Annotated in this window: 27 protein-coding genes; 23 read left to right on the top strand and 4 right to left on the bottom strand. The window is 72.8% G+C overall.

Annotated elements, in window-relative coordinates:
• The first annotated feature begins 4 nt into the window (after positions 1–4).
• Both rpsI and glmM read left to right on the top strand, forming a co-directional pair.
• Positions 5–517: a 30S ribosomal protein S9 gene (rpsI, locus tag OO54_RS06815; protein WP_015035601.1), complete on the top strand. Its 513-nt coding sequence runs from the start codon at positions 5–7 to the stop codon at positions 515–517.
• 116 nt (positions 518–633) lie between these two features.
• On the top strand, positions 634–1,992 hold the full coding sequence (gene glmM / locus OO54_RS06810; protein WP_033201973.1) for a phosphoglucosamine mutase: 1,359 nt from the start codon (positions 634–636) through the stop codon (positions 1,990–1,992).
• 85 nt (positions 1,993–2,077) lie between these two features.
• Here the strand turns inward: glmM and OO54_RS06805 are convergent, their stop codons facing one another.
• Positions 2,078–3,028: a DUF389 domain-containing protein gene (locus OO54_RS06805; protein WP_033201972.1), complete on the bottom strand. Its 951-nt coding sequence runs from the start codon at positions 3,026–3,028 to the stop codon at positions 2,078–2,080.
• A gap of 36 nt (positions 3,029–3,064) precedes the next feature.
• Positions 3,065–4,075: a type I pantothenate kinase gene (gene coaA / locus OO54_RS06800; protein ID WP_033201971.1), complete on the bottom strand. Its 1,011-nt coding sequence runs from the start codon at positions 4,073–4,075 to the stop codon at positions 3,065–3,067.
• A 187-nt stretch (positions 4,076–4,262) separates the two neighbouring features.
• On the opposite strand from coaA, the gene OO54_RS06795 reads away from it, so the two are divergent.
• The 9 genes from OO54_RS06795 (at position 4,263) to OO54_RS46330 (ending at position 13,068) form a co-directional block, all read left to right on the top strand.
• Positions 4,263–5,036, top strand: a complete 774-nt coding sequence (locus tag OO54_RS06795) for a lipoprotein (RefSeq protein ID WP_033201970.1) — start codon at positions 4,263–4,265, stop codon at positions 5,034–5,036.
• Positions 5,037–5,132: 96 nt separating this feature from the next.
• Positions 5,133–6,980 carry a glutamine--fructose-6-phosphate transaminase (isomerizing) gene (gene glmS, locus OO54_RS06790; protein ID WP_033201969.1) on the top strand — a complete coding sequence of 616 codons (1,848 nt, stop codon included), beginning with the start codon at positions 5,133–5,135 and terminating at the stop codon, positions 6,978–6,980.
• A gap of 8 nt (positions 6,981–6,988) precedes the next feature.
• A complete protein-coding gene (locus OO54_RS06785; RefSeq protein ID WP_017239601.1) occupies positions 6,989–7,357 on the top strand; it encodes a holo-ACP synthase in 369 nt (122 codons plus the stop codon).
• A 129-nt stretch (positions 7,358–7,486) separates the two neighbouring features.
• Positions 7,487–8,929 (top strand): bifunctional ADP-dependent NAD(P)H-hydrate dehydratase/NAD(P)H-hydrate epimerase, encoded by a 1,443-nt coding sequence (locus OO54_RS06780; protein ID WP_033201968.1) that lies wholly within the window; start codon positions 7,487–7,489, stop codon positions 8,927–8,929.
• Positions 8,930–9,064: 135 nt separating this feature from the next.
• Positions 9,065–9,892 (top strand): L,D-transpeptidase, encoded by an 828-nt coding sequence (locus OO54_RS06775; RefSeq protein WP_033201967.1) that lies wholly within the window; start codon positions 9,065–9,067, stop codon positions 9,890–9,892.
• A gap of 20 nt (positions 9,893–9,912) precedes the next feature.
• A complete protein-coding gene (alr, locus tag OO54_RS06770) occupies positions 9,913–11,061 on the top strand; it encodes an alanine racemase (protein ID WP_033201966.1) in 1,149 nt (382 codons plus the stop codon).
• Positions 11,062–11,073: 12 nt separating this feature from the next.
• A complete protein-coding gene (locus OO54_RS06765; protein ID WP_033201965.1) occupies positions 11,074–12,279 on the top strand; it encodes an alpha/beta fold hydrolase in 1,206 nt (401 codons plus the stop codon).
• 10 nt (positions 12,280–12,289) lie between these two features.
• On the top strand, positions 12,290–12,790 hold the full coding sequence (gene tsaE, locus OO54_RS06760) for a tRNA (adenosine(37)-N6)-threonylcarbamoyltransferase complex ATPase subunit type 1 TsaE (RefSeq protein ID WP_033201964.1): 501 nt from the start codon (positions 12,290–12,292) through the stop codon (positions 12,788–12,790).
• Between the two features lie 125 nt (positions 12,791–12,915).
• Positions 12,916–13,068: a hypothetical protein gene (locus OO54_RS46330; protein WP_167348127.1), complete on the top strand. Its 153-nt coding sequence runs from the start codon at positions 12,916–12,918 to the stop codon at positions 13,066–13,068.
• A gap of 31 nt (positions 13,069–13,099) precedes the next feature.
• Here OO54_RS46330 and OO54_RS06755 read toward each other — a convergent pair whose 3' ends face one another.
• On the bottom strand, positions 13,100–13,642 hold the full coding sequence (locus OO54_RS06755) for a L,D-transpeptidase (protein WP_033201963.1): 543 nt from the start codon (positions 13,640–13,642) through the stop codon (positions 13,100–13,102).
• A gap of 165 nt (positions 13,643–13,807) precedes the next feature.
• On the opposite strand from OO54_RS06755, the gene tsaB reads away from it, so the two are divergent.
• The 8 genes from tsaB to OO54_RS06715 all read left to right on the top strand — a co-directional run bounded on the left by tsaB (position 13,808) and on the right by OO54_RS06715 (position 19,767).
• Positions 13,808–14,464 (top strand): tRNA (adenosine(37)-N6)-threonylcarbamoyltransferase complex dimerization subunit type 1 TsaB, encoded by a 657-nt coding sequence (gene tsaB, locus OO54_RS06750; RefSeq protein ID WP_033201962.1) that lies wholly within the window; start codon positions 13,808–13,810, stop codon positions 14,462–14,464.
• Between the two features lie 17 nt (positions 14,465–14,481).
• Positions 14,482–14,943, top strand: coding sequence for a ribosomal protein S18-alanine N-acetyltransferase (gene rimI, locus OO54_RS06745; RefSeq protein WP_033202086.1), 462 nt, complete (start codon positions 14,482–14,484; stop codon positions 14,941–14,943).
• Positions 14,944–14,986: 43 nt separating this feature from the next.
• Positions 14,987–16,102 (top strand): tRNA (adenosine(37)-N6)-threonylcarbamoyltransferase complex transferase subunit TsaD, encoded by a 1,116-nt coding sequence (gene tsaD / locus OO54_RS06740; protein ID WP_033201961.1) that lies wholly within the window; start codon positions 14,987–14,989, stop codon positions 16,100–16,102.
• A complete protein-coding gene (locus OO54_RS06735) occupies positions 16,099–16,353 on the top strand; it encodes a hypothetical protein (RefSeq protein ID WP_033201960.1) in 255 nt (84 codons plus the stop codon). Before tsaD ends, OO54_RS06735 begins: the two co-directional genes overlap by 4 nt.
• A gap of 57 nt (positions 16,354–16,410) precedes the next feature.
• The gene (locus tag OO54_RS06730; RefSeq protein WP_078905083.1) at positions 16,411–17,283 is read left to right on the top strand and encodes a polysaccharide deacetylase family protein; all 873 of its coding nucleotides are present in this window, start codon (positions 16,411–16,413) and stop codon (positions 17,281–17,283) included.
• 97 nt (positions 17,284–17,380) lie between these two features.
• A complete protein-coding gene (locus tag OO54_RS06725; RefSeq protein ID WP_033201958.1) occupies positions 17,381–17,746 on the top strand; it encodes a YciI family protein in 366 nt (121 codons plus the stop codon).
• A 61-nt stretch (positions 17,747–17,807) separates the two neighbouring features.
• Positions 17,808–19,088: an RNA polymerase sigma factor gene (locus OO54_RS06720; RefSeq protein WP_418953275.1), complete on the top strand. Its 1,281-nt coding sequence runs from the start codon at positions 17,808–17,810 to the stop codon at positions 19,086–19,088.
• 10 nt (positions 19,089–19,098) lie between these two features.
• Positions 19,099–19,767 carry a hypothetical protein gene (locus OO54_RS06715; RefSeq protein ID WP_033202085.1) on the top strand — a complete coding sequence of 223 codons (669 nt, stop codon included), beginning with the start codon at positions 19,099–19,101 and terminating at the stop codon, positions 19,765–19,767.
• On the opposite strand, the gene OO54_RS06710 is transcribed toward OO54_RS06715, so the two are convergent.
• Positions 19,706–20,896, bottom strand: coding sequence for a THUMP-like domain-containing protein (locus OO54_RS06710; protein WP_033201956.1), 1,191 nt, complete (start codon positions 20,894–20,896; stop codon positions 19,706–19,708). The genes OO54_RS06715 and OO54_RS06710 overlap by 62 nt on opposite strands.
• A gap of 100 nt (positions 20,897–20,996) precedes the next feature.
• Here OO54_RS06710 and OO54_RS06705 point away from each other — a divergent pair, with 100 nt between their 5' ends.
• The 4 genes from OO54_RS06705 (at position 20,997) to groL (ending at position 24,484) form a co-directional block, all read left to right on the top strand.
• On the top strand, positions 20,997–21,947 hold the full coding sequence (locus OO54_RS06705) for a polysaccharide deacetylase family protein (RefSeq protein WP_033201955.1): 951 nt from the start codon (positions 20,997–20,999) through the stop codon (positions 21,945–21,947).
• Positions 21,944–22,282 carry a hypothetical protein gene (locus OO54_RS06700; RefSeq protein WP_033201954.1) on the top strand — a complete coding sequence of 113 codons (339 nt, stop codon included), beginning with the start codon at positions 21,944–21,946 and terminating at the stop codon, positions 22,280–22,282. Before OO54_RS06705 ends, OO54_RS06700 begins: the two co-directional genes overlap by 4 nt.
• 146 nt (positions 22,283–22,428) lie before the next feature.
• Complete coding sequence (gene groES, locus OO54_RS06695) at positions 22,429–22,737, top strand: co-chaperone GroES (protein ID WP_017239619.1); 309 nt, start codon at positions 22,429–22,431, stop codon at positions 22,735–22,737.
• A gap of 118 nt (positions 22,738–22,855) precedes the next feature.
• A complete protein-coding gene (gene groL, locus OO54_RS06690) occupies positions 22,856–24,484 on the top strand; it encodes a chaperonin GroEL (RefSeq protein ID WP_033201953.1) in 1,629 nt (542 codons plus the stop codon).
• The last annotated feature ends 3 nt before the right edge of the window (positions 24,485–24,487 follow it).

The following is a 24,487-nucleotide window of genomic DNA, read 5'->3' as shown; positions in this document are numbered from 1 at the left end:
AATCGTGGCCGAGACCACCCCCGAAACCCCCGTCGACGAGTTCGAGGGCGTTGAGGAGTACACCACCGAGACCGAGCTCGTCGAGGGTGAGTACACCTCCGAGTCCCTCGCGTCCCGCTTCGGCGACCCGCAGCCGGCCGCCGGCCTGGGCCGTCGCAAGAACGCCATCGCCCGCGTCCGGATCGTTCCGGGCACCGGCAAGTGGAAGATCAACGGTCGCACCCTTGAGGACTACTTCCCCAACAAGGTGCACCAGCAGGAAGTCAACGAGCCCTTCAAGGTGCTCGAGCTCGACAACCGCTACGACGTCATCGCCCGCATCGCGGGTGGCGGTGTCTCCGGCCAGGCCGGCGCCCTGCGCCTCGGTGTGGCCCGTGCGCTGAACGAGGCGGACGTCGAGAACAACCGCCCGGCGCTGAAGAAGGCCGGCTTCCTCTCCCGCGACGACCGTGCGGTCGAGCGCAAGAAGGCCGGTCTCAAGAAGGCCCGTAAGGCCCCGCAGTACAGCAAGCGCTAATCACGCCTGCTCGGACTGTTTTCGTACGCCCCGGCGGCACTGCCCGTGCCGTCGGGGCGTACGTTTTTTCATCACCTCTTTCGTCAGCTTGGGCACGTATTTCTCGGAGGACAGCTGTGGGACGACTCTTCGGCACGGACGGCGTACGCGGCGTCGCCAACGCGGACCTGACGGCGGAGCTGGCGCTCGGTCTGTCGGTCGCGGCGGCGCACGTGCTGGCAGAGGCGGGCACCTTCGAGGGGCACCGGCCGACCGCCGTCGTCGGGCGCGACCCCCGTGCTTCCGGAGAGTTCCTCGAGGCCGCCGTCGTGGCCGGCCTCGCCAGCGCCGGAGTCGACGTCCTGCGCGTCGGCGTGCTGCCCACCCCGGCCGTGGCCCACCTCACCGGCGTCCTCGGCGCCGACCTCGGCGTGATGCTCTCCGCCAGCCACAACGCCATGCCCGACAACGGCATCAAGTTCTTCGCGCGCGGCGGCCACAAGCTCGCCGACGACCTGGAGGACAAGATCGAGGCCGTGTACGAGGAGCACCGCACCGGCGCCCCCTGGGAGCGCCCGACCGGTGCCGGCGTCGGCCGCGTGCGCGACTACGACGAGGGCTTCGAGACGTACGTCTCCCACCTGATCTCCGTGCTCCCCAACCGGCTCGACGGCCTCAAGATCGTCCTCGACGAGGCCCACGGCGCCGCCGCCCGCGTCTCGCCCGAGGCATTCACCCGGGCCGGAGCCCAGGTCGTCACCATCGGCGCCGAGCCGGACGGCCTCAACATCAACGACGGCTGCGGCTCCACCCACCTCGGGCTGCTCCGGGCCGCCGTCGTCGAGCACGGCGCCGACCTGGGCATCGCCCACGACGGCGACGCCGACCGCTGCCTCGCCGTGGACGCCGCCGGCAACGAGGTCGACGGCGACCAGATCCTCGCCGTCCTCTCCCTCGCCATGCGCGAGGCCGGCACGCTGCGCGGCGACACCGTCGTCGCGACCGTCATGTCCAACCTGGGCTTCAAGCTCGCCATGGAGCGCGAGGGCCTCAACCTCGTCCAGACCGCGGTCGGCGACCGCTACGTCCTGGAGTCCATGAAGGAGAACGGCTTCGCGCTCGGCGGCGAGCAGTCCGGGCACGTCATCGTGCTCGACCACGCCACCACCGGCGACGGCACCCTCACCGGCCTGATGCTGGCCGCCCGGATCGCGGCCACCGGCAAGTCCCTCGCGGACCTCGCCGGCGTGATGGAGCGGCTCCCGCAGATCCTCGTCAACGTCAAGGACGTCGACAAGTCGCGGGTGGACACCTCCGGCGAGCTCGCCGCGGCCGTCACCGAGGCCGAGCGCGAGCTGGGTTCCACCGGCCGCGTCCTGCTGCGCCCCTCCGGCACCGAGCCGCTGGTCCGCGTCATGGTCGAGGCCGCCGACATCGAGCAGGCCCGCGCGGTCGCGCAGCGCCTCGCGGATGTCGTGAAGTCGGCGCTGGGCTAACCTTTCTGAAGCACCGTCATGCATGTACGTGAGGGCCCGTCACACCGGATTCCGGTGCGGCGGGCCCTCACGTGCGAGATCCGGGTCAGCCCCTGCGCAGCCGGCGCTTGAGACGCCCGCGCTGGGTGCGCCACAGCCGCTGCTGCAGGGCCAGGGTCGCCGTACCCGCCAGGATGATGCCCAGCAGGTTGAGCAGCAGCTGCCCGGTCGACCCCCACATCTGCGCGAACTCGCCGTAGCTCAGCGCCACCGCCGCGTTCGCCGCCGCCGGGACCGTGGTCACCGAGATCGCCACCCCCACCAGGGCGCCGGACTTCGACGACGTCAGGGAGAGGGTGCCGGCCGCGCCCGCCAGCAGCGCCACCACGAACGAGAACGGGTCCGGCTGCCAGATGAAGCCGGTCTGCGGACGCTCGGCGTCCAGCATGGCGTCGCTGAACAGGCCCAGCCAGTCCATGAGCAGGCTGAACAGGGTCGTCGCCAGGATCGCCGTCAGGAAGCCGATGAGCAGCGCCGTCAGCGAGCGGGCCGCCAGCTTCGGCGCCCGCTGCACGATCGCCGTGCACACCCCGGCGAGCGGGCCGAACTCCGGGCCGACCGCCATGGCGCCCACGATCAGGATCGCGTTGTCCAGGACGACGCCACAGGCCGCGATCATCGTCGCGAGGCCCATGAAGGAGAGGTAGGTGAAGGAGAGCGTCGACTCCTCGTGGGTCGCCTCCGCCAGCTGCTCCCAGATCACGGCGTCCGCGCCCTCGCCCGGAGCCTTGTCCTCGGCCGTGTCCGCCCGCGTGGACATCGACAGGTCGATGTTCTCCACCGCGATCGACCCGTCCTGGTCGATCCCCATGCCCCGCAACCCGTGCAGCAGTTCGTCGGCCGACTCGCGGGCCGAGTCGCACAGGACCAGGTCGCCCACGGGGTCCCTGGCCGCACCCGGCAGCACCACGAGGTGCGTGGTGCCCACCGTCGACTCGATCAGCTCGACCGCGGCCGCGGTGCGGTCCGGCGGGACGATCATCCGCACATGCAACATGTCCAGAGCTTACGGATCGTCAGGGCTTGCGGACCATCAGAGCTTGCGGAGGCTCAGCCTCTGGACCTTGTGGTCAGGTCCCTTGCGGACCACGAGCGTCGCGCGGCCGCGGGTCGGGGCCACGTTCTCCAGCAGGTTCACCTTGTTGATGGTCCGCCACATGGTGCGGGCGTAGTCGAGGGCCTCCTCCTCGGAGACCTGCGTGTAGCGCTGGAAGTACGAGGACGGGTTCTGGAACGCGGTGTCGCGCAGCTTGCGGAAGCGGTTGAGGTACCAGCGCTCGATGTCCTCCGGCCGGGCGTCCACGTACACCGAGAAGTCGAAGTAGTCGGCGAGACCCACGCGGGTGCGGCCGTCCTTGCCGGGCAGGGCCGGCTGGAGGACGTTCAGCCCCTCCACGATGAGGATGTCGGGGCGGCGCACGACGAGCCGCTCGCCGGGCACCCGGTCGTAGATCAGGTGCGAGTAGACCGGGGCCGTGACCTCTTCCTTGCCCGCCTTGATGTCCGCGACGAACCGCGTCAGCGCCCGGCGGTCGTACGACTCGGGGAAGCCCTTCCGGGACATCAGGCCGCGCGCCTTCAGCTCCTCCATCGGGTAGAGGAAGGCGTCCGTGGTCACCAGCTCCACTCGCGGGTGCTCGGGCCAGCGGGCGAGCAGCGCCTGGAGGAGGCGGGAGACCGTGGACTTGCCGACCGCCACGGAACCGGCGACCCCTATGACGAACGGCGTGCCGCGCTGCTCGGCGCTCTCGCCGAGGAAGGTGTTCAGGGCGCCGCGCAGGCCGCTGGTGGCCTGCACGTACAGGTTGAGCAGCCGGGACAGCGGCAGGTAGACGTCCCGGACCTCGTCGAGGTCGATGACGTCGCCCAGGCCGCGCAGCCGCTCGACCTCGTCGGCGGTGAGCGGCAGCGGCGTCTTGTCGCGGAGGTCGCTCCACTCGGCCCGGGTGAAGTCGACGTACGGGGTCGCCTCGGAGGGCCGACGCGGGCCGGCGCCGTTGCGGCGTCCGTCGTCGCTGGAGCTTCGTGGCGGCGAAGTGATCACCCCGCCATTGTCGGGGGTCGCGGGCGTCCGTGGGTCGTGGGGTCGGTCACGCGACAAATGCCTTGGTCTCGCCCCCGCGCCGGGGCGATCATGCTGATGCCGCGTGGGCTCCCGTACTTCACGCGGGGGGAGCCGCCCCCGGGGGCGGCACGAAGCCACCACGAAGAGAAGCAGAGAGCCACCACAGATGCGTACGTCCATCCGAAGCGCCGCAGTCGCCGCCACCGCCGTCTCCCTCGCCCTCCTCGTCACCGCCTGCGGCGGCGGGGAGAAGGACGACGCCAAGGACACCGGCAAGACCGCCGCGCCCAGCGCCACCGCCTCCGCCTCCACCACCGGCGCGCCCCCGGCGAAGGCGCTCTCCGCCGCCGAGCTCGACAAGCTCGTCGTCGAGCAGGCGGACCTGCCGGGCCACCAGGTGCAGAAGGCCAAGCCCGCGGACCTCGTGACGTCCGACGCCGTCTCCACCGACAAGCCCTCCTGCAAGCCGATCGCCGACGGGATGTCGTTCCTCTCCGCCGGGACGCCCGCAGCGTCCGCGCACCGCAAGGCCATCGAGGTGCCGAAGACCGACGGCGCCTCGGCCTCGCCCGAGGACGCCCTCGGCGCGCTCGCCGCACCGGTGACGAGCGTGACGCTCGGCTCGTACGAGGGTCAGGGCGCCCAGGAGGCCTTCGCCTCCCTCAAGACGGCCGGCAGCGACTGCGCCGGCGGCTTCACCCTCATCGGCGGCGGCGAGAAGACGAAGATCACGAAGGTGGCGCCGGAGACCCTCGCCGCGGGCGACGAGGCACTGGCCTGGACGATCACCACCGACATGGACGGCGAGCCCTTCGTCACCAAGCTGGTCGTCTTCCGCGCGGGCAACACGCTGGCCTCCTTCTCCACCCTCAGCTTCGGCGGGGAGGTCAAGACGCTGCCGAAGGCCGTGATCGACGCGCAGGCCGCCAAGCTCGGCTGACCCGGCCCCGGCCGGCCGGAGGGCGGCGCGACACGGTCGAGGACCCGTGCCGCTCGACTCCGGCCGGTGGGGCGGGTTCCGCCATAGGCTGCCGCCATGTGCGGAATCGTGGGTTATGCCGGCGGGCAGTCGGCACTTGATGTGGTGGTCGCGGGCCTCAAGCGGCTCGAATACCGGGGCTACGACTCGGCCGGTGTCGCGGTGCTCTCCGACGGGGGGCTCGCCGCGGCCAAGAAGGCGGGCAAGCTCGTCAACCTGGAGAAGGAGCTCGTGGACCGGCCGCTGGCAGGCGGCTCCGTCGGCATCGGACACACCCGCTGGGCCACCCACGGCGGACCGACCGACGCCAACGCGCACCCGCACCTGGACAACGCCGGGCGCGTCGCCGTCGTCCACAACGGCATCATCGAGAACTTCGCCGCCCTGCGGCAGGAGCTGGCCGAGCGTGGCCACGACCTGCTCTCCGAGACGGACACCGAGGTCGTCGCCCACCTCCTCGCGGAGGAGTTCTCCTCCGCCGGGGACCTGGCCGAGGCCATGCGGCTCGTCTGCCGCCGGCTCGACGGGGCCTTCACCCTGGTCGCGGTGCACGCCGACCAGCCGGACGTGGTCGTCGGCGCCCGCCGGAACTCGCCCCTCGTCGTCGGGGTCGGCGAAGGCGAGAACTTCCTCGCCTCCGACGTGTCCGCGTTCATCGCCCACACCCGCTCGGCGATCGAACTCGGCCAGGACCAGGTCGTCGAACTCACCCGGGAAAGCGTCACCGTCACCGACTTCGACGGCTCGCCCGCCGACGTACGGGCCTACCACGTGGACTGGGACGCCTCCGCCGCCGAGAAGGGCGGCTACGACTACTTCATGCTCAAGGAGATCGCCGAGCAGCCCAAGGCCGTCGCCGACACCCTCCTCGGGCGGATCGACGCCGCCGGCCGGCTCACCCTCGACGAGGTGCGCATCCCGGACGCCGTCCTCCGCGAGGCCGACAAGATCGTCATCATCGCGTGCGGCACCGCCTTCCACGCCGGGCTGATCGCGAAGTACGCCATCGAGCACTGGACCCGGATCCCCTGCGAGGTCGAGCTCGCCAGCGAGTTCCGCTACCGGGACCCCATCCTCGGCCAGCGCACCCTGGTCATCGCGATCTCCCAGTCCGGCGAGACCATGGACACCCTGATGGCGCTCCGGCACGCCCGTGAGCAGGGCGCCAAGGTGCTCGCCGTCTGCAACACCAACGGCTCGACCATCCCCCGGGAGTCGGACGCCGTGCTCTACACGCACGCCGGACCCGAGGTCGCCGTCGCGTCCACGAAGGCCTTCCTCACCCAGCTCGTCGCCTGCTACCTGCTCGCGCTGTACCTCGGGCAGGTACGGGGCACCAAGTGGGGCGACGAGATCCACGCCGTCGTCCGCGAACTCGCCCGGATCGGCGACGAGGTCGAGCGGGTCCTGGAGACGATGGAGCCCGTCCGGGCCCTCGCCCGCTCCCTCGCCCACAAGGACACCGTCCTCTTCCTCGGCAGGCACGTCGGATACCCGGTGGCCCTGGAAGGCGCCCTGAAGCTCAAGGAACTCGCGTACATGCACGCCGAGGGCTTCGCCGCGGGAGAGCTCAAGCACGGGCCGATCGCCCTCATCGAGGAGGACCTCCCGGTCGTCGTGGTCGTCCCCTCGCCCAAGGGCCGCTCCGTCCTCCACGACAAGATCGTCTCCAACATCCAGGAGATCCGGGCCCGCGGCGCCCGCACCATCGTGATCGCGGAGGAGGGCGACGAGACCGTCGTCCCGTACGCCGACCACCTCGTCCGGATCCCGGCCACGCCTACGCTGCTCCAGCCGCTGGTCTCCACGGTGCCGCTCCAGGTCTTCGCCTGCGAGCTCGCCACCGCGCGGGGCAACGAGGTGGACCAGCCGCGCAACCTGGCCAAATCCGTGACCGTGGAGTGAGGTAACAAATGATCATCGGGGTGGGGATCGACGTGGCGGAGATCGACCGCTTCGCCGTGTCGATCGAGCGGACGCCGGGGCTGCTCCAGCGCCTCTTCATCGAGCGCGAACTGCTCCTCCCGAGCGGCGAACGGCGCGGGCCGGCCTCGCTCGCCGTGCGGTTCGCCGCGAAGGAGGCCCTGGCGAAGGCGCTCGGCGCACCGGGCGGACTGCTCTGGACGGACGCCGAGGTGTACGTCGAGGGCACCGGGCAGCCGCGCCTGCGGGTCAAGGGGACCGTGGCGGCGCGGGCGGCGGAGCTCGGCGTGAAGCACTGGCACGTCTCGCTGAGCCACGACGCGGGGGTCGCCTCGGCGGTGGTGATCGCCGAGGCCTGACGTACGCGTGAAGGGCCCGGCCGTCGAAGGGCGGCCGGGCCCTTCACGCGTGCGTGTACGGGCGGGGTGGTGGGTGTGGCCGATGCCCGTCTTCGGGCGGGGGCTTGGGGACTGGGGCAGACTGCGGACATGCGAACCGCTCACCGCGTCGAGACCGTACGGGCCGCGGAGGCCGCCCTCATGGCCCGCCTGCCCGAGGGCGCGCTCATGCAGCGGGCCGCCGCCGGACTCGCCGCCGCCTGCTGCTCCCTGCTCGGAAAGGGCCGGGTGTACGGAGCGCGGGTCGTCCTGCTCGTCGGCAGCGGTGACAACGGCGGCGACGCGCTGTACGCCGGAGCACGGCTCGCCCGGCGGGGAGCCGGCGTCACGGCGGTGCCGCTCGGGACGCGCACCCACCCCGGCGGGCTCGCGGCCCTCAGGGCGGCCGGCGGCCGGATCACCGACGACCCCTTCGAGGCGCTCGCCGCCGCCGACCTCGTCCTCGACGGCATCACCGGCATCGGCGGACGCGGCGGACTGCGGCCCGACGCCGTCCCCGTCGCCCGCGCCGCCCGCGGCTCCGGCGCCGTCGTCGTCGCCGTCGACCTCCCCAGCGGCGTCGACGCCGACACCGGGGAGGTCGCGGGGGAGGCGCTGCGGGCCGACGCGACGATCACCTTCGGCACGTACAAGCCGGGGCTGCTGGTCGACCCCGCACGGGAGTACGCGGGGGCGCTCCGGCTCGTCGACATCGGCCTCGACGCGGTCCTCCCGGGAGTGCCGGACCTGGAGGCGCTCCAGCACCAGGACGTGGCGTGGCTGCTGCCCGTGCCGGGCGCCGAGAGCGACAAGTACCGGCGGGGCGTCCTCGGGGTCGTCGCCGGATCCGCCCGCTACCCCGGCGCGGCGGTCCTCGCCGTGGCGGGGGCGCTGCGGGGCGGGGCGGGCGCCGTGCGGTACGTCGGGCCCGCGGGCGACGCGGTGATCGCCGCGCACCCCGAGACCCTGGTCCACGCCGGGCCGCCGTCGAAGGCGGGGCGGGTGCAGGCCTGGGTCGTCGGCCCCGGGCTCGGCGAGGGCCCCGGCCCCGTCGCCGAGGTCCTCGCCGCCGATGTGCCGGTCCTCGTCGACGCCGACGGGCTGCGGGGGCTCGACCCCGCAGCCGTACGGGCCCGCACCGCCCCCACCCTCCTCACCCCGCACGCGGGCGAGGCGGCGGCGCTGCTCGGCGTCGCGCGGGAGGACGTGGAGGCGGGGCGGCTCGCCGCCGTGCGCGAACTGGCGGCGCGCTTCGGTGCGACGGTCCTCCTGAAGGGCTCCACGACGCTGGTGTGCGGGCCCGGCGGCGGTCCCGTACGGGTCAACCCGACCGGCACCTCCTGGCTCGCCACCGCCGGCAGCGGCGACGTCCTCTCCGGCCTCGCCGGCTCCCTCCTCGCGGCGGGCCTCTCCGCCCTCGACGCCGGCTCCTGCGGGGCCTACCTCCACGGCCTCGCCGCCCGCCGCGCCTCCGCCGCCGGCGCACCCGTCACCGCCACCGACGTCGCCGGCTCCCTGCGCGACGCCTGGCTGGACGTGACGTCACCGTCCTAGGGCCCCCCGTTCGTCCGGCGGGGGCCCCGGTCGGGGGAAAGCGTTGGGCCAGGTGTGGGTGTCGGCGCGCCGGGTGGGCGGGGTCCGGATTGGGTGGGTGGGGTGATCAGACGGAGAAGCGGTACAGCGTCGTTGGTGTTGGTGTTGGCGGCTTCGGTCGTGCTCGGGCCGGAGGCGGCCGCGGACGGGCCGGGGCCGGGCGAGGCGGGGGACGTGCTGGTGCCCGGGGTGGTGGGCGGGGGGCGGTCGGAGTACCCGATGGACACGCCCGACCAGGTGTTGCCGCCGTTGCAGCCAGAGGGGGAGGTGCCGGTTCCGGAGCCGCAGGAGGAGGACGAGGGGCTGGTGGAGTACGTGCCGCGCAGCGCGGTGGGGGCGGCGTGCACGGCGAAGACGGGGACGTATCAGCGGCGGGTGGAGCGGCTGCTGGGACTGACGGCGGACGGGCGCCAGTCGCAGGCGGACTGCAAGGCCATCAAGGCGTTCCAGGTGCGGGAGAAGATCAAACCTGCGAACGGGTACGCCGGGCCGGTGACATGGGCACGGGCGGAGCTGCTGGCGGCGCGGAAGTCGCTCGACCCGGGAAAGCGGTGCCCGGTGAAGAAGTACGCCGTGGCGTGCGTGGACCTGGACCGGCAGCTCATGTGGGTCCAGAAGGGGAAGAAGGTGACGTACTCCGTGGTCAACGTCCGCAGCGGGCGTGTCGGGTACGCCACCCGCAAGGGCTGGCACACCGTCTACTGGCGCCACAAGAACCACTGGTCGTCCATCTACGACACCCCCATGCCGTTCGCGCAGTTCTTCAGCGGGGGACAGGCGTTCCACGCCGTCTACGGGCAGCTCGCCACGCCGACCGGCAGCCGGGGCTGCGTCAATCTCGGCTACCGGAACGCGGAGAAACTCTGGGGAGTCCTCCGTAAGGGTGACCGGGTCTACATCTGGGGAAAGCGGCCCGGGAGCTGACACCTGAGAGACTGGGCGCGATGACTGAGACACCGCCGCCCAGCAGAGCCCGTGCCGAGATCGACCTCGGCGCGCTGCGTGCGAACGTCCGCACGCTGCGCGCCCGCGTCGCCCCCCACGTCCGGATCATGGCCGTGGTCAAGGCCGACGCGTACGGACACGGCGCGCTGCGCTGCGCCCGCGCCGCCCTGGACGCGGGCGCGGAGTGGCTGGGGACGGCCACCCCGCAGGAGGCGCTCGCGCTGCGCGCCGCGGGGATCACGGACGTTCCGGTGATGTGCTGGCTGTGGACGCCGGACGACCCGTGGGACCAGGGCGTCGAGGCCGGTCTCGACATCTCGGTGAGCGGGATGTGGGCGCTGCGGGAGGTCGTCGCCGCCGCGGAGGCGACCGGCAAGCGGGCGCGGATCCAGCTCAAGGCCGACACCGGTCTCGGGCGCAACGGGTGCCAGCCCGCCGACTGGCCCGAGCTGGTCACCGAGGCGCTCAAGGCCGAGGCGCAGGGGCTCGTGAAGGTGACCGGCCTCTGGTCGCACTTCGCGTGCGCCGACGAGCCGCACCACCCGTCGATCGCGCCTCAGCTGGACCTCTTCCGTTCGATGCTCGACCACGCCGAGCAGGCGGGCGTGGAGCCCGAGGTCCGGCACATCGCCAACTCGCCGGCCACGCTGACGCTTCCCGAGGCCCACTTCGACATGGTCCGGCCGGGCATCGCGATGTACGGCGTGTCGCCCAGCCCGGAGCTCGGCACCTCCGCCGAGCTCGGGCTGCGGCCGGTCATGTCGCTGAAGGGGAGCGTCGCGCTCGTCAAGCGGGTGCCGGCCGGGCACGGCGTGAGTTACGGGCACCACTACGTCACGGAGAGCGAGACCACCCTGGGACTCGTCCCGCTGGGCTACGCGGACGGGGTCCCCCGGCACGCGTCCGGCCGCGGTCCCGTCCTCGTCGGGGACCGGGTGCGTACGGTCGCCGGGCGGGTGGCCATGGACCAGTTCGTGGTCGACCTGGGCGGCGACACGCCCGAGCCGGGCACCGAGGCGGTGCTCTTCGGGTCCGGGGAGCGGGGCGAGCCGACCGCCGAGGACTGGGCGGTGGCCGCCGACACCATCGCGTACGAGATCGTGACCCGCATCGGCGCGCGCGTCCCGCGTGTCTACCTGGGCGAATAGAGGGGGGTCGGCGTGGGCGAGTCGAGGAGCTGGCGGCGCGCCGGGTTCGCCGGTGCCGCGATAGGCGTCCTCGCCGCCGGCGCGGCCGCCGGGGTCGCCGTCGAGCGGCTCACCGTGGGCCGTTCCGTACGGCAGAAGGCGCGGCTCGCGCTGGACGCCACCGGCCCGTACGGCGGTCTGCGCGGCACGCCGGGACGGGCGACCGCCGACGACGGGACGGTCCTGTACTACGAGGTGGACGAGGTCGAGCCGGAAGCGCCGTCCGGCCGCCGCCGACGGCTCTTCGGGCGGAAGGAACCCGCCCCCGTCACCGTTGTCTTCAGCCACGGCTACTGCCTCAACCAGGACTCCTGGCACTTCCAGCGGGCCGCGCTGCGCGGTCTGGTCCGCAGCGTCCACTGGGACCAGCGCGGCCACGGCCGGTCCGGACCGGCCGTCGCCCAGGACGGTCCCGACGCGGCGCCCGTCTCCATCGACCGGCTGGGCCGTGACCTCAAGGCCGTGCTCGACGCGGCCGCGCCCGACGGGCCGCTCGTGCTGGTCGGGCACTCGATGGGCGGCATGACGGTGATGGCGCTCGCCGAGCGGTATCCCGAACTGATCCGCGACCGGGTCGTCGGCGTCGCCTTCGTCGGCACCTCGGCCGGGAAGCTGGGCGAGGTGTCCTACGGGCTGCCGATCGCCGGGGTCAACGCCGTCCGGCGGGTCCTGCCGGGCGTCCTGCGGGCGCTCGGGTCGCAGGCGGAGCTGGTCGAGCGCGGGCGGCGGGCGACCGCCGACCTCTTCGCCGGGCTGATCAAGAAGTACTCGTTCTCCTCGAGGGACGTGGATCCGGCGGTGGCCCGGTTCGCCGAGCGGATGATCGAGTCGACGCCGATCGACGTGGTCGCCGCCTTCTACCCGGCCTTCGCCGAGCACGACAAGGCCGCCGCACTCGCCGCCTTCCGCGACCGCCCGGCGCTGGCCCTGGCCGGCGACAACGACCTGGTGACCCCCGGCTCGCACACCGAGGCCATCGGTGACCTCCTCCCGGACGCCGAGCTGGTCATCGTCCCCGACGCCGGCCACCTGGTGATGCTGGAGCACCCCGAGGCGGTCACCGACCGGCTGGCCGACCTCCTCGTACGGGCCGGGGCCGTGCCGGGGACGGCGAGGAAGGCGGAGGCGGCGGAGGCCGCGACGACGGCCGCGGCGAGCACGGACACCGGCAAGAGCTAAGTTGGCGGGTATGGAAGCAGCGCACCCGCCCGTCTCCGGCGCCACCCTCTCGGTCGACTCCCCCCAGCAGATGCAGGAGCTGGGCCGCCGGCTCGCGAAGATCCTCCGTCCCGGCGACCTCGTCATGCTCACCGGCGAGCTCGGCGCCGGGAAGACCACGCTCACCCGGGGCCTCGGCGAGGGACTGGGGGTGCGCGGCGCGGTCACCTCCCCGACGTTCGTCATCGCCCGGGTCCACCCGTCGCTGGTCGGTGGTCCGGCCCTGGTCCACGTGGACGCGTACCGCCTCGGCGGCGGGCTCGACGAGATGGAGGACCTCGACCTCGACGTCTCGCTGCCCGAGTCGGTGGTGGTCGTCGAGTGGGGCGACGGCAAGGTCGAGGAGCTGACCGACGACCGGCTGCACCTGCTCATCCACCGGGTCACCGGCGACACCGACGACGACCGGCGCACGGTCGTGCTGCGTGGGATCGGTGCCCGCTGGACCGACGAGGACCTCGGCGCGCTCTGAGCCGCGTGCCGCCGTTCGTACGTAGGTTCCGACAACGTGTCGGGAAGGTGTTGCGTGGGCCGTACGAGCCGTGGTGACATGGATGCACGAGCTGGTTAGGTGTACCTAACCTACGGGAGGCATGCATGGCCACGCCTGAGCGCGCGGAACCCGGCCGGGACCACGTCCCGATGAGTGAGCTGCTGGCGTCCTGCGCGGCCGCGCGGGCCCTCTCGACCCCGCCGCCGCAGCCGTCCGAACAGACCGAAGAGGACACCGTGCGGGACGAGGCCGCCTGACCCGTCCACGGAGTCCCGCGGGCACGGCGTCTCAGGGGACGACGACGACCTTCGCGCCGATCACCGCGAACTTCCACAGCGCGTCGCCGTCGGCCCGCTTCATGCGGATGCCGCCGGTCTTCCTCGCCGGGTCCGGCGTCGGCGTCGTGCCGTCCACCGCCGCGCTGAAGCCGATCGCCACGTCCTCGTTGGTGGCGAACCGCACCACGTGCTCGATCTGCACGCCGTCGGAACCGCGGACCGAACCCGACCGCGAGGTCACCTTGTACGCCCCCGGCGCCGGGTGGACCGTGCTCGGCATCACCGAGAACGTACGGGTCGCCTTGCCCTTGACGTCGACCAGCCACACCCGGCGGTCGGCGAGGGCGTACACCACCCGCTCGCCGGTGCCCGAGGCCGCCGGCACCGCCAGCGGGTTGCCGGCCGGCTTCTTCGTACCGCCGCTCGGCGAGACGGAGGGGACGGACGTGCCGGGGGTACGGGGCTTGGCCGACAGGTCGGCGGGCGCGTTCGCCGAGGCCTGGTAGGCGAGGAAGGCGACCGCGGCGACCGCGGCGGCCGTGAGCCCGGCCACGAATCCCGAGCTGCTCCGTGCCACCGTGCCCACCTCTCGTACGAACGTATCGAAGGGTGACGGTAGCAGCCGCGGGACGGAGGTCCGGGGCGCCGTGCCCAGGGGGGCGTCCGGCGGGGCTCGGCCGCGGGGCGGCACCCGGTCCGGGAGCCGTAGGCTGTTCGCGTGCTGTTGCTCGCCATGGATACCGCCACCCCCGCCGTCACCGTCGCCCTGCACGACGGCGAGGCCGTCGTCGCCTCGTCGAGCCAGGTCGACGCCCGCCGCCACGGGGAGCTGCTGCTGCCCGCCGTCGACCGGGTCCTCGGGGAGGCCGGACTCAAGCTCGACGCGGTCACCGGGATCGTCGTCGGCGTCGGCCCCGGCCCCTACACCGGACTCCGCGTCGGACTCGTCACGGCCGCGACCTTCTCCTCCGCGCTCGGCGTGCCCGTCCACGGACTGTGCACCCTCGACGGCCTCGCGTACGCCGCCGGCTTCGACGAGCCCTTCGCCGTCGCCACGGACGCCCGCCGCAAGGAGGTCTACTGGGCGCGGTACGAGAACTCCCGCACGCGGGTGACCGACGCGGCCGTCGACCGGCCCGCCGACATCGCCGAGCGTCTCGCCGGCCTCCCGGTCGTGGGCGCGGGCGCCCGTCTCTACCCCGACGCCTTCCCCGACGCCCGCGACCCCGAGCACCAGTCGGCGGCCGCGCTCGCCGGACTCGCGGCGGAGCGGCTCGCCGCCGGCGGCGACGGCTTCCTCGACCCGCTGCCCATGTACCTGCGCCGCCCCGACGCCCAGGTGCCGAAGAACTACAAGGTGGTCACGCCCCAGTGACCGCCGTGCTGCGTGAGATGCGCTGGTGGGACATCGCGCCCGTGCTCGCGCTGGAAGCGGAGCTGTTCCCCGAGGACGCCTGGTCGGAGGGGATGTTCTGGTCCGAGCTCGCGCACGCCCGCGGGCCCGGCGCCACCCGGCACTACATCGTCGCCGAGGACGCGGCGGGCCGGATCGTCGGATACGCGGGCCTCGCCGCGGCCGGCGGCCTCGGCGACGTGCAGACGATCGCCGCCGCCCGCGACCAGTGGGGCACCGGACTCGGCGCCCGCCTCCTCACCGACCTGCTCCACCACGCCACCGCCTTCGAGTGCGACGAGGTCCTCCTCGAAGTGCGCGTGGACAACACCCGGGCGCAGAAGCTCTACGAGCGCTTCGGCTTCGAACCCATCGGCTTCCGGCGCGGCTACTACCAGCCCGGGAACGTGGACGCGCTCGTGATGCGACTGACCGTCCAAGGAACAGAGACCGAGATCTGATGTCCGTACCGACCCACGCACCGACCCACGGCAGGAATGACTGATGGCTGCTGACGAACCGCTCGTACTCGGCATCGAGACCTCCTGCGACGAGACCGGCGTCGGCATCGTGCACGGCACCACCCTCCTCGCGGACGCCATCGCCTCCAGCGTCGACACCCACGCCCGCTTCGGCGGCGTCGTGCCCGAGATCGCCTCCCGCGCCCACCTGGAGGCGATGGTCCCGACGATCGAGCGCGCCCTGAAGACCGCCGGGATCTCCGCGAAGGACCTCGACGGCATCGCCGTCACCGCGGGACCCGGCCTCGCGGGCGCGCTGCTCGTCGGCGTCTCGGCGGCCAAGGCGTACGCGTACGCCCTCGGCAAGCCGCTCTACGGCGTCAACCACCTCGCCTCGCACATCTGCGTCGACCAGCTGGAGCACGGCAAGCTGCCCGAGCCGACGATGGCGCTGCTCGTCTCCGGCGGCCACTCCTCGCTGCTGCTCTCCGCGGACATCACCTCCGACGTGCGTCCGATGGGCGCCACCATCGACGACGCGGCCGGCGAGGCCTTCGACAAGATCGCCCGCGTCCTCGACCTCGGCTTCCCCGGCGGACCGGTCATCGACCGGCTCGCCAAGGAGGGCGACCCGGCCGCCATCGCGTTCCCGCGCGGTCTGAGCGGCTCCCGGGACCCGGCGTACGACTTCTCCTTCTCCGGCCTCAAGACCGCGGTGGCCCGCTGGATCGAGGCGAAGCGGGCGGCCGGCGAGGACGTGCCCGTACGGGACGTGGCCGCGTCCTTCCAGGAGGCGGTCGTGGACGTCCTCACCCGCAAGGCCGTCCGGGCCTGCAAGGACGAGGGCGTCGACCACCTGATGATCGGCGGCGGCGTCGCCGCCAACTCGCGGCTGCGGGCCCTCGCCCAGGAACGCTGCGAGCGCGCCGGCATCCGGCTGCGGGTGCCCCGGCCAGGCCTGTGCACCGACAACGGCGCGATGGTCGCCGCCCTCGGCTCCGAGATGGTCGCCCGCAACCGGCCGGCCTCCGACCTGGAGCTGTCGGCGGACTCGTCCCTGCCGGTGACCGACCCGCACGTGCCCGGGGCCCACGGGCACGGGCACGACCACGGGCACGACCACGTCCACGAGGTCAGCAAGGAGAACCTGTACTCGTGAGGCTCACCCTCATGTGGGAGGCGCGGGCCGCCCGGGACCGGGGCGCCGAGCTCCTGGAGTGGGCGCGCGCCCAGGTCCTCGCCCGCGAACCGGTCCGCAGGGAGATCTTCCGCGCTCCCCAGGACCGGGTCCTCGTCCTCACCTGGTGGGAGGCGGACACCTTCGACGCCGAGCTGCCCGAGCTGCCCGAACCGGAGGCCGAGCTGATCACCCGTCCGGTCCACCGCTGGCGCTTCGAATCGATCGAATAGGCGACACGCGAGCGAAAGCAGAGCAACCTTTCGATCGTTCGGGGCATCCCACACCGCGTGAAGAAGACGATCGCGCTGTGGGCCGCCCTGACCGCCGTCGCCCTCCTGGTGACCGGCTGCGCGGCGGAGGACCCCGCCACCGCCCCCGCGCCGGAGCGGCCGCCCCGACCCGCGACGACCGCACCGGCGACCACGCCCACCGCCGGGGACCCGGCCCCCGGGTCGCCGGCCGCGCCCGGGGGCGGCGTGGCCGCCGCGTACCGGAAGTGGGGGCTGAAGCCCTTCCCGGCGCCGCCCGCGCCGCCCGCGGTCAAGCCGGTCGTCCGGCGGCCGGGCGAGCCGGTCCCCGTCATCAGCGAGATCCCGACCACCGAGAAGATCGTGTTCCTCACGTTCGACGACGGTGCCGAGAAGGACCCCCGGTTCGTCACGATGATGGACGAGCTCAAGGTGCCCTTCACGATGTTCCTGACCGACTCCGTCATCCGCGCCGACTACGGGTACTTCGCCGCGCTCGCCGCCCAGGGCCACGGCGTCGCCAACCACACGCTCACCCACCCCGACCTGCGCACCCTCCCGCAGGAGGCCCAGCGCCGGGAGATCTGCGGCCAGCAGGAGAAGCTCGCGCGGCGGTACGGCACCACCCCCCGCCTCCTCCGCCCGCCCTACGGCAACTGGAACGAGGCCACCCGCGCGGCGGCAGGGCAGTGCGGCATCGACGCGATCGTCCTGTGGCGCGAGTCCATGCAGATCCAGAACATGCGGTACCAGCGCGGCGACCGGAAGCTCCACCCCGGCGACATCATCCTCGCCCACTTCCGCGGCCCGTCCGAGCTCAAGGGCCGCACCATGACCGAGATGACGGCCACCATGCTCCGCCGCATCCAGGAGCAGGGCTTCACCGTGGCCCGCCTGGAGGACTACGTCTGAGATTCCTCCCGGCGCGGTGTCGATACGGGCCCGGCCCGTTCGACGTATGTGTGGAAGGCGGGGAACGGCCCCGCCAAAGCACCACCGAGGAGTCGTCATGCCCCGCTTCCTGTCCCTCGTCCGCATCGAGGAGAACACCATCGACATGGAGAGCGCCGACCCCGGCTTCGAGGAGCGGATGGGCGCGCTGTTCGAGGAGATCACCAAGGCCGGCGCCATGCTGGACACGGCGGGGCTCAAGCCGACCGCCGAGGCCACCCGGATCACCTGGTCGGACGGCAGCCTGTCGTACACCGACGGGCCGTTCACCGAGACCAAGGAGGTCGTCGGCGGCTACGCGATGCTCCAGTGCAAGGACATGGCCGAGGCCGTCGAGTGGGGGAAGCGGTTCCTGGCCGTCCACCCGCCGCACTGGAAGGTCGGCCTGGAGGTCCGCGAGGTCGAGGAGATGCCGGGAGGCTGACCGCCCGTGTGCTGTCATGTGAGCCGTGACGGTGCAGAGCACGCTGGAGACGGTCTTCCGGATGGAGTCCGCGCGGATCATCGCGACGGTGGCGCGGATCGTCCGCGACGTCGGGATCGCCGAGGAGATCGCCCAGGACGCGCTCGTCTCCGCCCTTGAGCAGTGGCCGCGGTCAGGCGTCCCGGAACGGCCGGGCGCCTGGCTCACGGCCACCGCCAAGCACCGCGCCGTCGACCTCGTGCGGCGGCGCGAGACGTACGCCAGGAAGCTCGCGGAGGTGGGCAGGACACTCTCCGAGGAGTCGTACGACCCGGAGCCCTCGGGCCCCGACGACATCGACGACGACGTGCTGAGGCTGATCTTCACCACCTGCCACCCCGTGCTCTCCGCCGCGGCGCGGGCCGCGCTGACGCTGCGGCTCGTCGGCGGGCTCCGCACGGACGAGATCGCCCGCGCCTTCCTCGTGCCGGAGGCGACCGTCGCGGCCCGCGTCACGCGCGCCAAACGGACCCTCGCGAAGGCGGGCGTGGAGTTCGAGGTGCCGTACGGGGAGGGCCGGGCGGCCCGGCTCGGCTCCGTCCTGGAGGTCGTCTACCTGATCTTCAACGAGGGGTACGCGGCGACCGCGGGCGACGACCTGCTGCGGCCCGGCCTGTGCGAGGACGCGCTGCGGCTCGCCCGGGTGCTCGCCGCCCTCGTGCCGGCGGAGGGCGAGGCACAGGGCCTCGTCGCGCTCCTCGAACTCCAGGCGTCCCGCACGGCGGCCCGCACCGGGCCCGACGGGCGGCCGGTCCTCCTCGCCCAGCAGAACCGGCGGCGCTGGGACCGGCTCCTCATCCGGCGTGGCTTCGCCGCCCTGGAGCGGGCCGGGGACGGACGTTCCTACGGGCCGTACGCCCTCCAGGCCGCGATCGCCGCCTGCCACGCGCGGGCGGCCTCGTACGAGGAGACGGACTGGGCGACGATCGCCGCGCTGTACGGCCGGCTCGGCGCCCTCGCGCCCTCCCCGGTCGTCGAACTGAACCGCGCCGTCGCCGTGTCGATGACCGAGGGCCCCGCCGCCGCACTCGCCCTCGTCGACGCGCTCGCCGCCGAACCGGCCTTGGCGCGCTACCACTTGCTCCCGAGCGTCCGGGGCGACCTGCTGGCCCGCCTCGGACGTACGGAAGAGGCGCGCGCGGAGTTCGAGCGGGCGGCCGAACTGACGCGGAACGAGAGCGAGCGGGCCTTGCTGAGGGAGCGGGGAAGGGAGTTGGGGGAGGCGGGGGAGCCGGCTCGGGACGGTGCGCCGGGGGAGGCCGGGGAGGGAGGTCCCGCGCGGGCGCTCGGGGGCGACGCTTAGGGTGCAGGGCATGTCCCCGCGTACTCCACTGCCTCCGCCGCCCCCGCCCGCCGAGCTCCGGAGCTGGCCCGACCGGGAGGCGCGGATCGCCGACCGGGCCCTGGCACTGGACGTGTTGGGGCGGCGGCTGCTCGGCCCGGGGCGGCTGGTGATGTTCCTGGTGTGGTTCGCGCTGCTCGAACTGGGCTGGGGGCTGGTCGGGGTGCTGCTGACCTCGATCGGCGGGCCGGCGCCCGATCCGCTCACGGTGGCGACGGGGGTCTTCGTGGCGATCCTGGGGATCGGCGTCCTCGTGCCGGCGGTGTGGCTGACCGTCCGCGCGGCGCGGCACGACCGGACCGTCCGGGAGCGGCTCACCCAGTGGGCGGCCCTCGACCGGCACGGCCCGACGGACGCTCGGCTGCGCGCTCCCGCCCTGAGCGCCTGCTGGCTGCTGCTGTCCTTCGCGATGTGCGGCGTCGGCCTCTGGCTGGGCTTCGCCGTGCCGGCGGGCACCCGGTGGGAGGACGGCGGCTACGGCCTGGTCGCCTACGGCATGGGCGCCGCCCTGATCCTCTGGGTCAACGGACTCACCGGCCTGACGAAGGCCGTCGGCCACTACCGCTTCGCGGTGCGGCTCACCGGCCCCCGCCGGCCGGCCGGCCGATCAGCATCGTCGGGGCTCCCGCGACCCGAGTGAGCAGCACCGTCGCGGAGTTGGGGCCCTTCGGCTTCACCTTGCGCCGGATCTCCTCGGGTTCGACCGCCGAGCCGCGCTTCTTCACGGTCAGGGTGCCGACCTCGCGCTCCCGCAACAGGGCCTTCAGCTTCTTCAGGTTGAAGGGGAGTTCGTCGGTGATCTCGTAGGCGGCGGCGTACGGGGTGGGGGTGAGCGCGTCCGCCGTGACGTACGCGATCGTCTCGTCGATCAGGCCGCCGTCCAGCTCCTCGGCGACCTCGGCGACGAGGTGTGCGCGGATGACGGCGCCGTCCGGCTCGTACAGGTAGCGGCCGACCGGCCGGACCGCCGGGTCGGGCAGGCCACGGCCGGTGAGCCCGGCGCCGGAGGGCAGCAGGGTGGCGCGGCGGGCGCCCGGCTCCGTGCCGAACCAGAGCACGGCCTCCTTCACGTCCCCGCCGTCCGAGATCCACTCGGCCTCGGCGTCCTCGGGGACGGCCTCGTGAGGGATGCCCGGCGCGACCTTCAGGGCGGCGCGCGGGGCCTTGCGGGCCGCCTCGACGGCCCAGGACAGCGGCGGGGAGTACGCCTCCGGGTCGAAGATCCTGCCCCGGCCGCCGCGCCGCGCCGGGTCGACGAAGACCGCGTCGTAGGGGCTGGTGTCGATCTCGGTCACGTCGGCGCAGCGGACCTCGATCAGGTCCGCGAGGCCGAGCGCCGCGGCGTTGGCGCGGGCCACCTCGGCGGTCAGCGGGTCGCGGTCGACGGCGAGGACGGAGATCCCGGCGCGGGCCAGGGCGATGGCGTCGCCGCCGATGCCGGAGCAGAGGTCGGCGACGCTGCCGACGCCGAGCGCCTTCATGCGGCCGGCCCGGTAGGCGCCGACCGAGGCGCGGGTCGACTGCTCGACGCCGTTGGGCGTGAAGTACATGCGGTACGCGTCCTCGGCGCCGAACTTCGCCACCGCCCGCTGCCGCAGCCGGGCCTGGCCGAGGGCGGCGGTGACGAGCTCGGCCGGGTGGTCGCGGCGCAGCCGGGAGGCGACCGCCAGCTCCCGGGCGGGGTCGTAGTCGCGCAGGGCGGTGAGGAGGGTCTGCCCCTCGGGGCCGAGGAGGGGGGTGAAGGAGGCGAGGTCGGTCACCCGTCCCATTGTGGGCCCTGCGCCGCTGTGGGCCGGCCGGGGGACGGTGGGGCGGTGCGGCGGTGTCGCGGACCTGAATGGTGCTTCCGCGCTGACAGGATGCGGCGCCATGCAGCTCGTACGACAAAAGGAAGAATTTATGGTGATCGGCGCGCCCCCCTCCCGTCGGACCCTCGGGGCCGCCCTCCTCGCCGCCGCCCTCGCCTCCACCGCCACGGCCTGCTCCGGCGCCGCCGGGCCGGACGGCGGAGCGCCGGCCCCCGCCGCCGGCCGGCAGGCCCAGGACCAGGGAGCCTCCGGCGCGCTCAACGCCTACCTCGACCGGGTCCGCAAGGAGCGCGCCGCCCGCGTGCTCGCCGCCAGGAAGTGGGGTCTCGCCCGCCCGCCGCTCGAAGCGCCCGCCCCGCCCGCCGTCAAGCCGAAGATCACCACCCGCAAGGGCTTCGAGACCCACGGCAAGGGCCTCCCGCCCGTCTTCACCACCGTGCCGACCAAGCAGAAGATCGTCTTCCTCACCATCGACGACGGCGCCGAGAAGGACCCCGACCTGCTGCGGATGATGAACGAGCTCCGCATCCCCTACAGCGCCTTCCTCAGCGACTACGTCGTCAAGGACGACTACGGCTACTTCGCCAGGATGCAGAAGTCGCAGAAGTCCGGGGTGTCCCTGCACAACCACACCCTCAACCACCGCTACCTGCCGGGACTCTCGTACGAGCAGCAGAAGCGCGAGATCTGCGGGATGCAGGACGTCATCGAGAAGCGCTTCGGCAAGCGGCCCCCGCTCTTCCGCCCGCCGTACGGCAACTACAACGAGGACACCCTGCGCGCCGCCAAGTCCTGCGGCGTCAAGGCGGTCCCGCTGTGGGCCTCCGAGGCCTTCCCCGACCACATGGAGTGGCGCGAGTGGGACCGGGACCTCCACCCCGGCGACATCGTGCTCACGCATTTCCGGGGCAAGGAGGACTGGAAGGGCACGATGCCGGACATGATCCGTCGGGTGATGAACGTGATCACCTCCAAGGGGTACGCCGTCGCGAAGCTCGAGGACTACGTGTGAGAACGCCGGCCCGGCGCCTGGTCGCCACACTCGCCGTGACCGGCGCGCTCCTCGCCCTCCCCGCCTGCGCCTCCTCCGTCGACCCGATCGAACGGCTGGGCCGCAAGGCGGCGGAACGGGTGAGCCCCCGGCCTTCCCCGGCCCGGGAGGCCCGGGAGGCCGGGGAGGTCCGGCAGGTCCGGCAGGTCCGGCAGGTCCGGCAGGTCCGGCAGGTGGGAGAGGCGGTGGACGCGGTGGACGCGAAGGGCTGCCGGAAGCGGCGGGAGGCCCCGGCCGAGCCCCGTCCCGTCACGCCACGGAGCGATGAATTGGCACTCCGCTTGACCGAGTGCTAATCGCGGTCATAGTCTCGGCTCTGGCACTCCCCACTGGAGAGTGCCAACACAGCGACGGGCAGGTCCGGCACCCGCGACGACGGATCCACCTGGTCGCCACCTCAGACAGTTAACCCCGTGAGATCTCCGAAGGGGGAGGTCGGATCGTGACGACCACCAGCTCCAAGGTTGCCATCAAGCCGCTCGAGGACCGCATTGTGGTCCAGCCGCTCGACGCCGAGCAGACCACCGCCTCTGGCCTGGTCATTCCGGACACCGCCAAGGAGAAGCCCCAGGAGGGCGTCGTCCTGGCCGTGGGCCCGGGCCGCTTCGAGAACGGCGAGCGTCTGCCGCTCGACGTCAAGACCGGCGACATCGTGCTGTACAGCAAGTACGGCGGCACCGAGGTGAAGTACAACGGCGAGGAGTACCTCGTCCTCTCGGCTCGCGACGTGCTCGCGATCGTCGAGAAGTAATTCACCGAAGTACCCGAAGTACCTGAAGCAGATGCTTTGAGCTGCGCCCCGAGGCCCCTTCCAGGCGCCCCGGGGCGCAGTTCGTTCCACCCGAATCCGAGAGGGCTGAACCGCTCCCATGGCGAAGATCCTGAAGTTCGACGAGGACGCCCGTCGCGCCCTTGAGCGCGGCGTCAACAAGCTTGCCGACACGGTCAAGGTGACGATCGGCCCCAAGGGCCGCAACGTCGTCATCGACAAGAAGTTCGGCGCCCCCACCATCACCAACGACGGTGTCACGATCGCCCGCGAGGTCGAGATCGACGACCCGTACGAGAACCTCGGCGCCCAGCTGGTGAAGGAGGTGGCGACCAAGACCAACGACATCGCGGGTGACGGCACCACCACCGCCACCGTGCTCGCCCAGGCCCTGGTCCGCGAGGGTCTGCGCAACGTCGCCGCCGGCGCCTCCCCGGCCGCCCTGAAGAAGGGCATCGACGCCGCCGTCAAGGCCGTCTCCGACGAGCTGCTCGCCACCGCGCGCCCGATCGAGGACAAGTCCGACATCGCCGCCGTCGCCGCGCTCTCCGCGCAGGACCAGCAGGTCGGCGAGCTCATCGCCGAGGCGATGGACAAGGTCGGCAAGGACGGTGTCATCACCGTCGAGGAGTCCAACACCTTCGGCCTGGAGCTCGACTTCACCGAGGGCATGGCCTTCGACAAGGGCTACCTGTCCCCGTACATGGTCACCGACCAGGAGCGTATGGAGGCCGTCCTCGACGACCCGTACATCCTGATCAACCAGGGCAAGATCTCCTCGATCCAGGACCTGCTGCCCATCCTGGAGAAGGTCATCCAGGCCGGCGCCAGCAAGCCGCTGCTGATCATCGCGGAGGACGTCGAGGGCGAGGCCCTGTCGACCCTGGTCGTCAACAAGATCCGTGGCACCTTCAACGCCGTGGCCGTCAAGGCCCCCGGCTTCGGCGACCGCCGCAAGGCGATGCTCGGCGACATGGCCACCCTCACCGGTGCCACCGTCATCGCCGAGGAGGTCGGCCTCAAGCTCGACCAGGCCGGCCTGGACGTGCTCGGCACCGCCCGCCGCGTCACCATCACCAAGGACGACACCACGATCGTCGACGGTGGCGGCAACTCGGAGGACGTGCAGGGCCGCGTCAACCAGATCAAGGCCGAGATCGAGTCCACGGACTCCGACTGGGACCGCGAGAAGCTCCAGGAGCGCCTCGCGAAGCTCGCCGGCGGCGTGTGCGTCATCAAGGTCGGCGCCGCCACCGAGGTGGAGCTGAAGGAGAAGAAGCACCGTCTGGAGGACGCCATCTCCGCGACCCGCGCCGCGGTCGAGGAGGGCATCGTCTCCGGTGGTGGCTCCGCTCTGGTCCACGCCGTCAAGGTCCTCGAGGGCAACCTCGACAAGACCGGCGACGAGGCCACGGGTGTCGCGGTCGTCCGCCGCGCCGCCGTCGAGCCGCTGCGCTGGATCGCCGAGAACGCCGGCCTCGAGGGCTACGTCATCACCTCGAAGGTGGCGGAGCTCGACAAGGGCCAGGGCTTCAACGCCGCCACCGGCGAGTACGGCGACCTGGTCAAGGCCGGCGTCATCGACCCGGTCAAGGTGACGCGCTCCGCCCTGGAGAACGCCGCCTCCATCGCCTCCCTCCTCCTCACCACCGAGACCCTCGTCGTGGAGAAGAAGGAAGAGGAGCCGGCGGACGCGGGCCACGGCCACGGCCACGGTCACTCCCACTGAGGC

Source organism: Streptomyces wedmorensis (assembly GCF_000716445.1).
In the GTDB taxonomy this organism is placed as follows: Bacteria; Actinomycetota; Actinomycetes; order Streptomycetales; family Streptomycetaceae; genus Streptomyces; species Streptomyces wedmorensis.
Note: the sequence above shows the minus strand (reverse complement) of the source record. Positions and strands in the feature narration are given on the sequence as shown.

Coding starts and splice junctions, on each gene's coding strand:
- OO54_RS06805 (WP_033201972.1), bottom strand. CDS start 3,028: ATGTTGCATGTGCGGATGATCGTCCCGCCGGACCGCACCGCGGCCGCG.
- OO54_RS06795 (WP_033201970.1), top strand. CDS start 4,263: ATGCGTACGTCCATCCGAAGCGCCGCAGTCGCCGCCACCGCCGTCTCC.
- glmS (WP_033201969.1), top strand. CDS start 5,133: ATGTGCGGAATCGTGGGTTATGCCGGCGGGCAGTCGGCACTTGATGTG.
- OO54_RS06785 (WP_017239601.1), top strand. CDS start 6,989: ATGATCATCGGGGTGGGGATCGACGTGGCGGAGATCGACCGCTTCGCC.
- OO54_RS06780 (WP_033201968.1), top strand. CDS start 7,487: ATGCGAACCGCTCACCGCGTCGAGACCGTACGGGCCGCGGAGGCCGCC.
- alr (WP_033201966.1), top strand. CDS start 9,913: ATGACTGAGACACCGCCGCCCAGCAGAGCCCGTGCCGAGATCGACCTC.
- tsaE (WP_033201964.1), top strand. CDS start 12,290: ATGGAAGCAGCGCACCCGCCCGTCTCCGGCGCCACCCTCTCGGTCGAC.
- OO54_RS46330 (WP_167348127.1), top strand. CDS start 12,916: ATGGCCACGCCTGAGCGCGCGGAACCCGGCCGGGACCACGTCCCGATG.
- rimI (WP_033202086.1), top strand. CDS start 14,482: ATGCGCTGGTGGGACATCGCGCCCGTGCTCGCGCTGGAAGCGGAGCTG.
- tsaD (WP_033201961.1), top strand. CDS start 14,987: ATGGCTGCTGACGAACCGCTCGTACTCGGCATCGAGACCTCCTGCGAC.
- OO54_RS06725 (WP_033201958.1), top strand. CDS start 17,381: ATGCCCCGCTTCCTGTCCCTCGTCCGCATCGAGGAGAACACCATCGAC.
- OO54_RS06720 (WP_418953275.1), top strand. CDS start 17,808: ATGGAGTCCGCGCGGATCATCGCGACGGTGGCGCGGATCGTCCGCGAC.
- OO54_RS06715 (WP_033202085.1), top strand. CDS start 19,099: ATGTCCCCGCGTACTCCACTGCCTCCGCCGCCCCCGCCCGCCGAGCTC.
- OO54_RS06710 (WP_033201956.1), bottom strand. CDS start 20,896: ATGGGACGGGTGACCGACCTCGCCTCCTTCACCCCCCTCCTCGGCCCC.
- OO54_RS06705 (WP_033201955.1), top strand. CDS start 20,997: ATGCAGCTCGTACGACAAAAGGAAGAATTTATGGTGATCGGCGCGCCC.
- groL (WP_033201953.1), top strand. CDS start 22,856: ATGGCGAAGATCCTGAAGTTCGACGAGGACGCCCGTCGCGCCCTTGAG.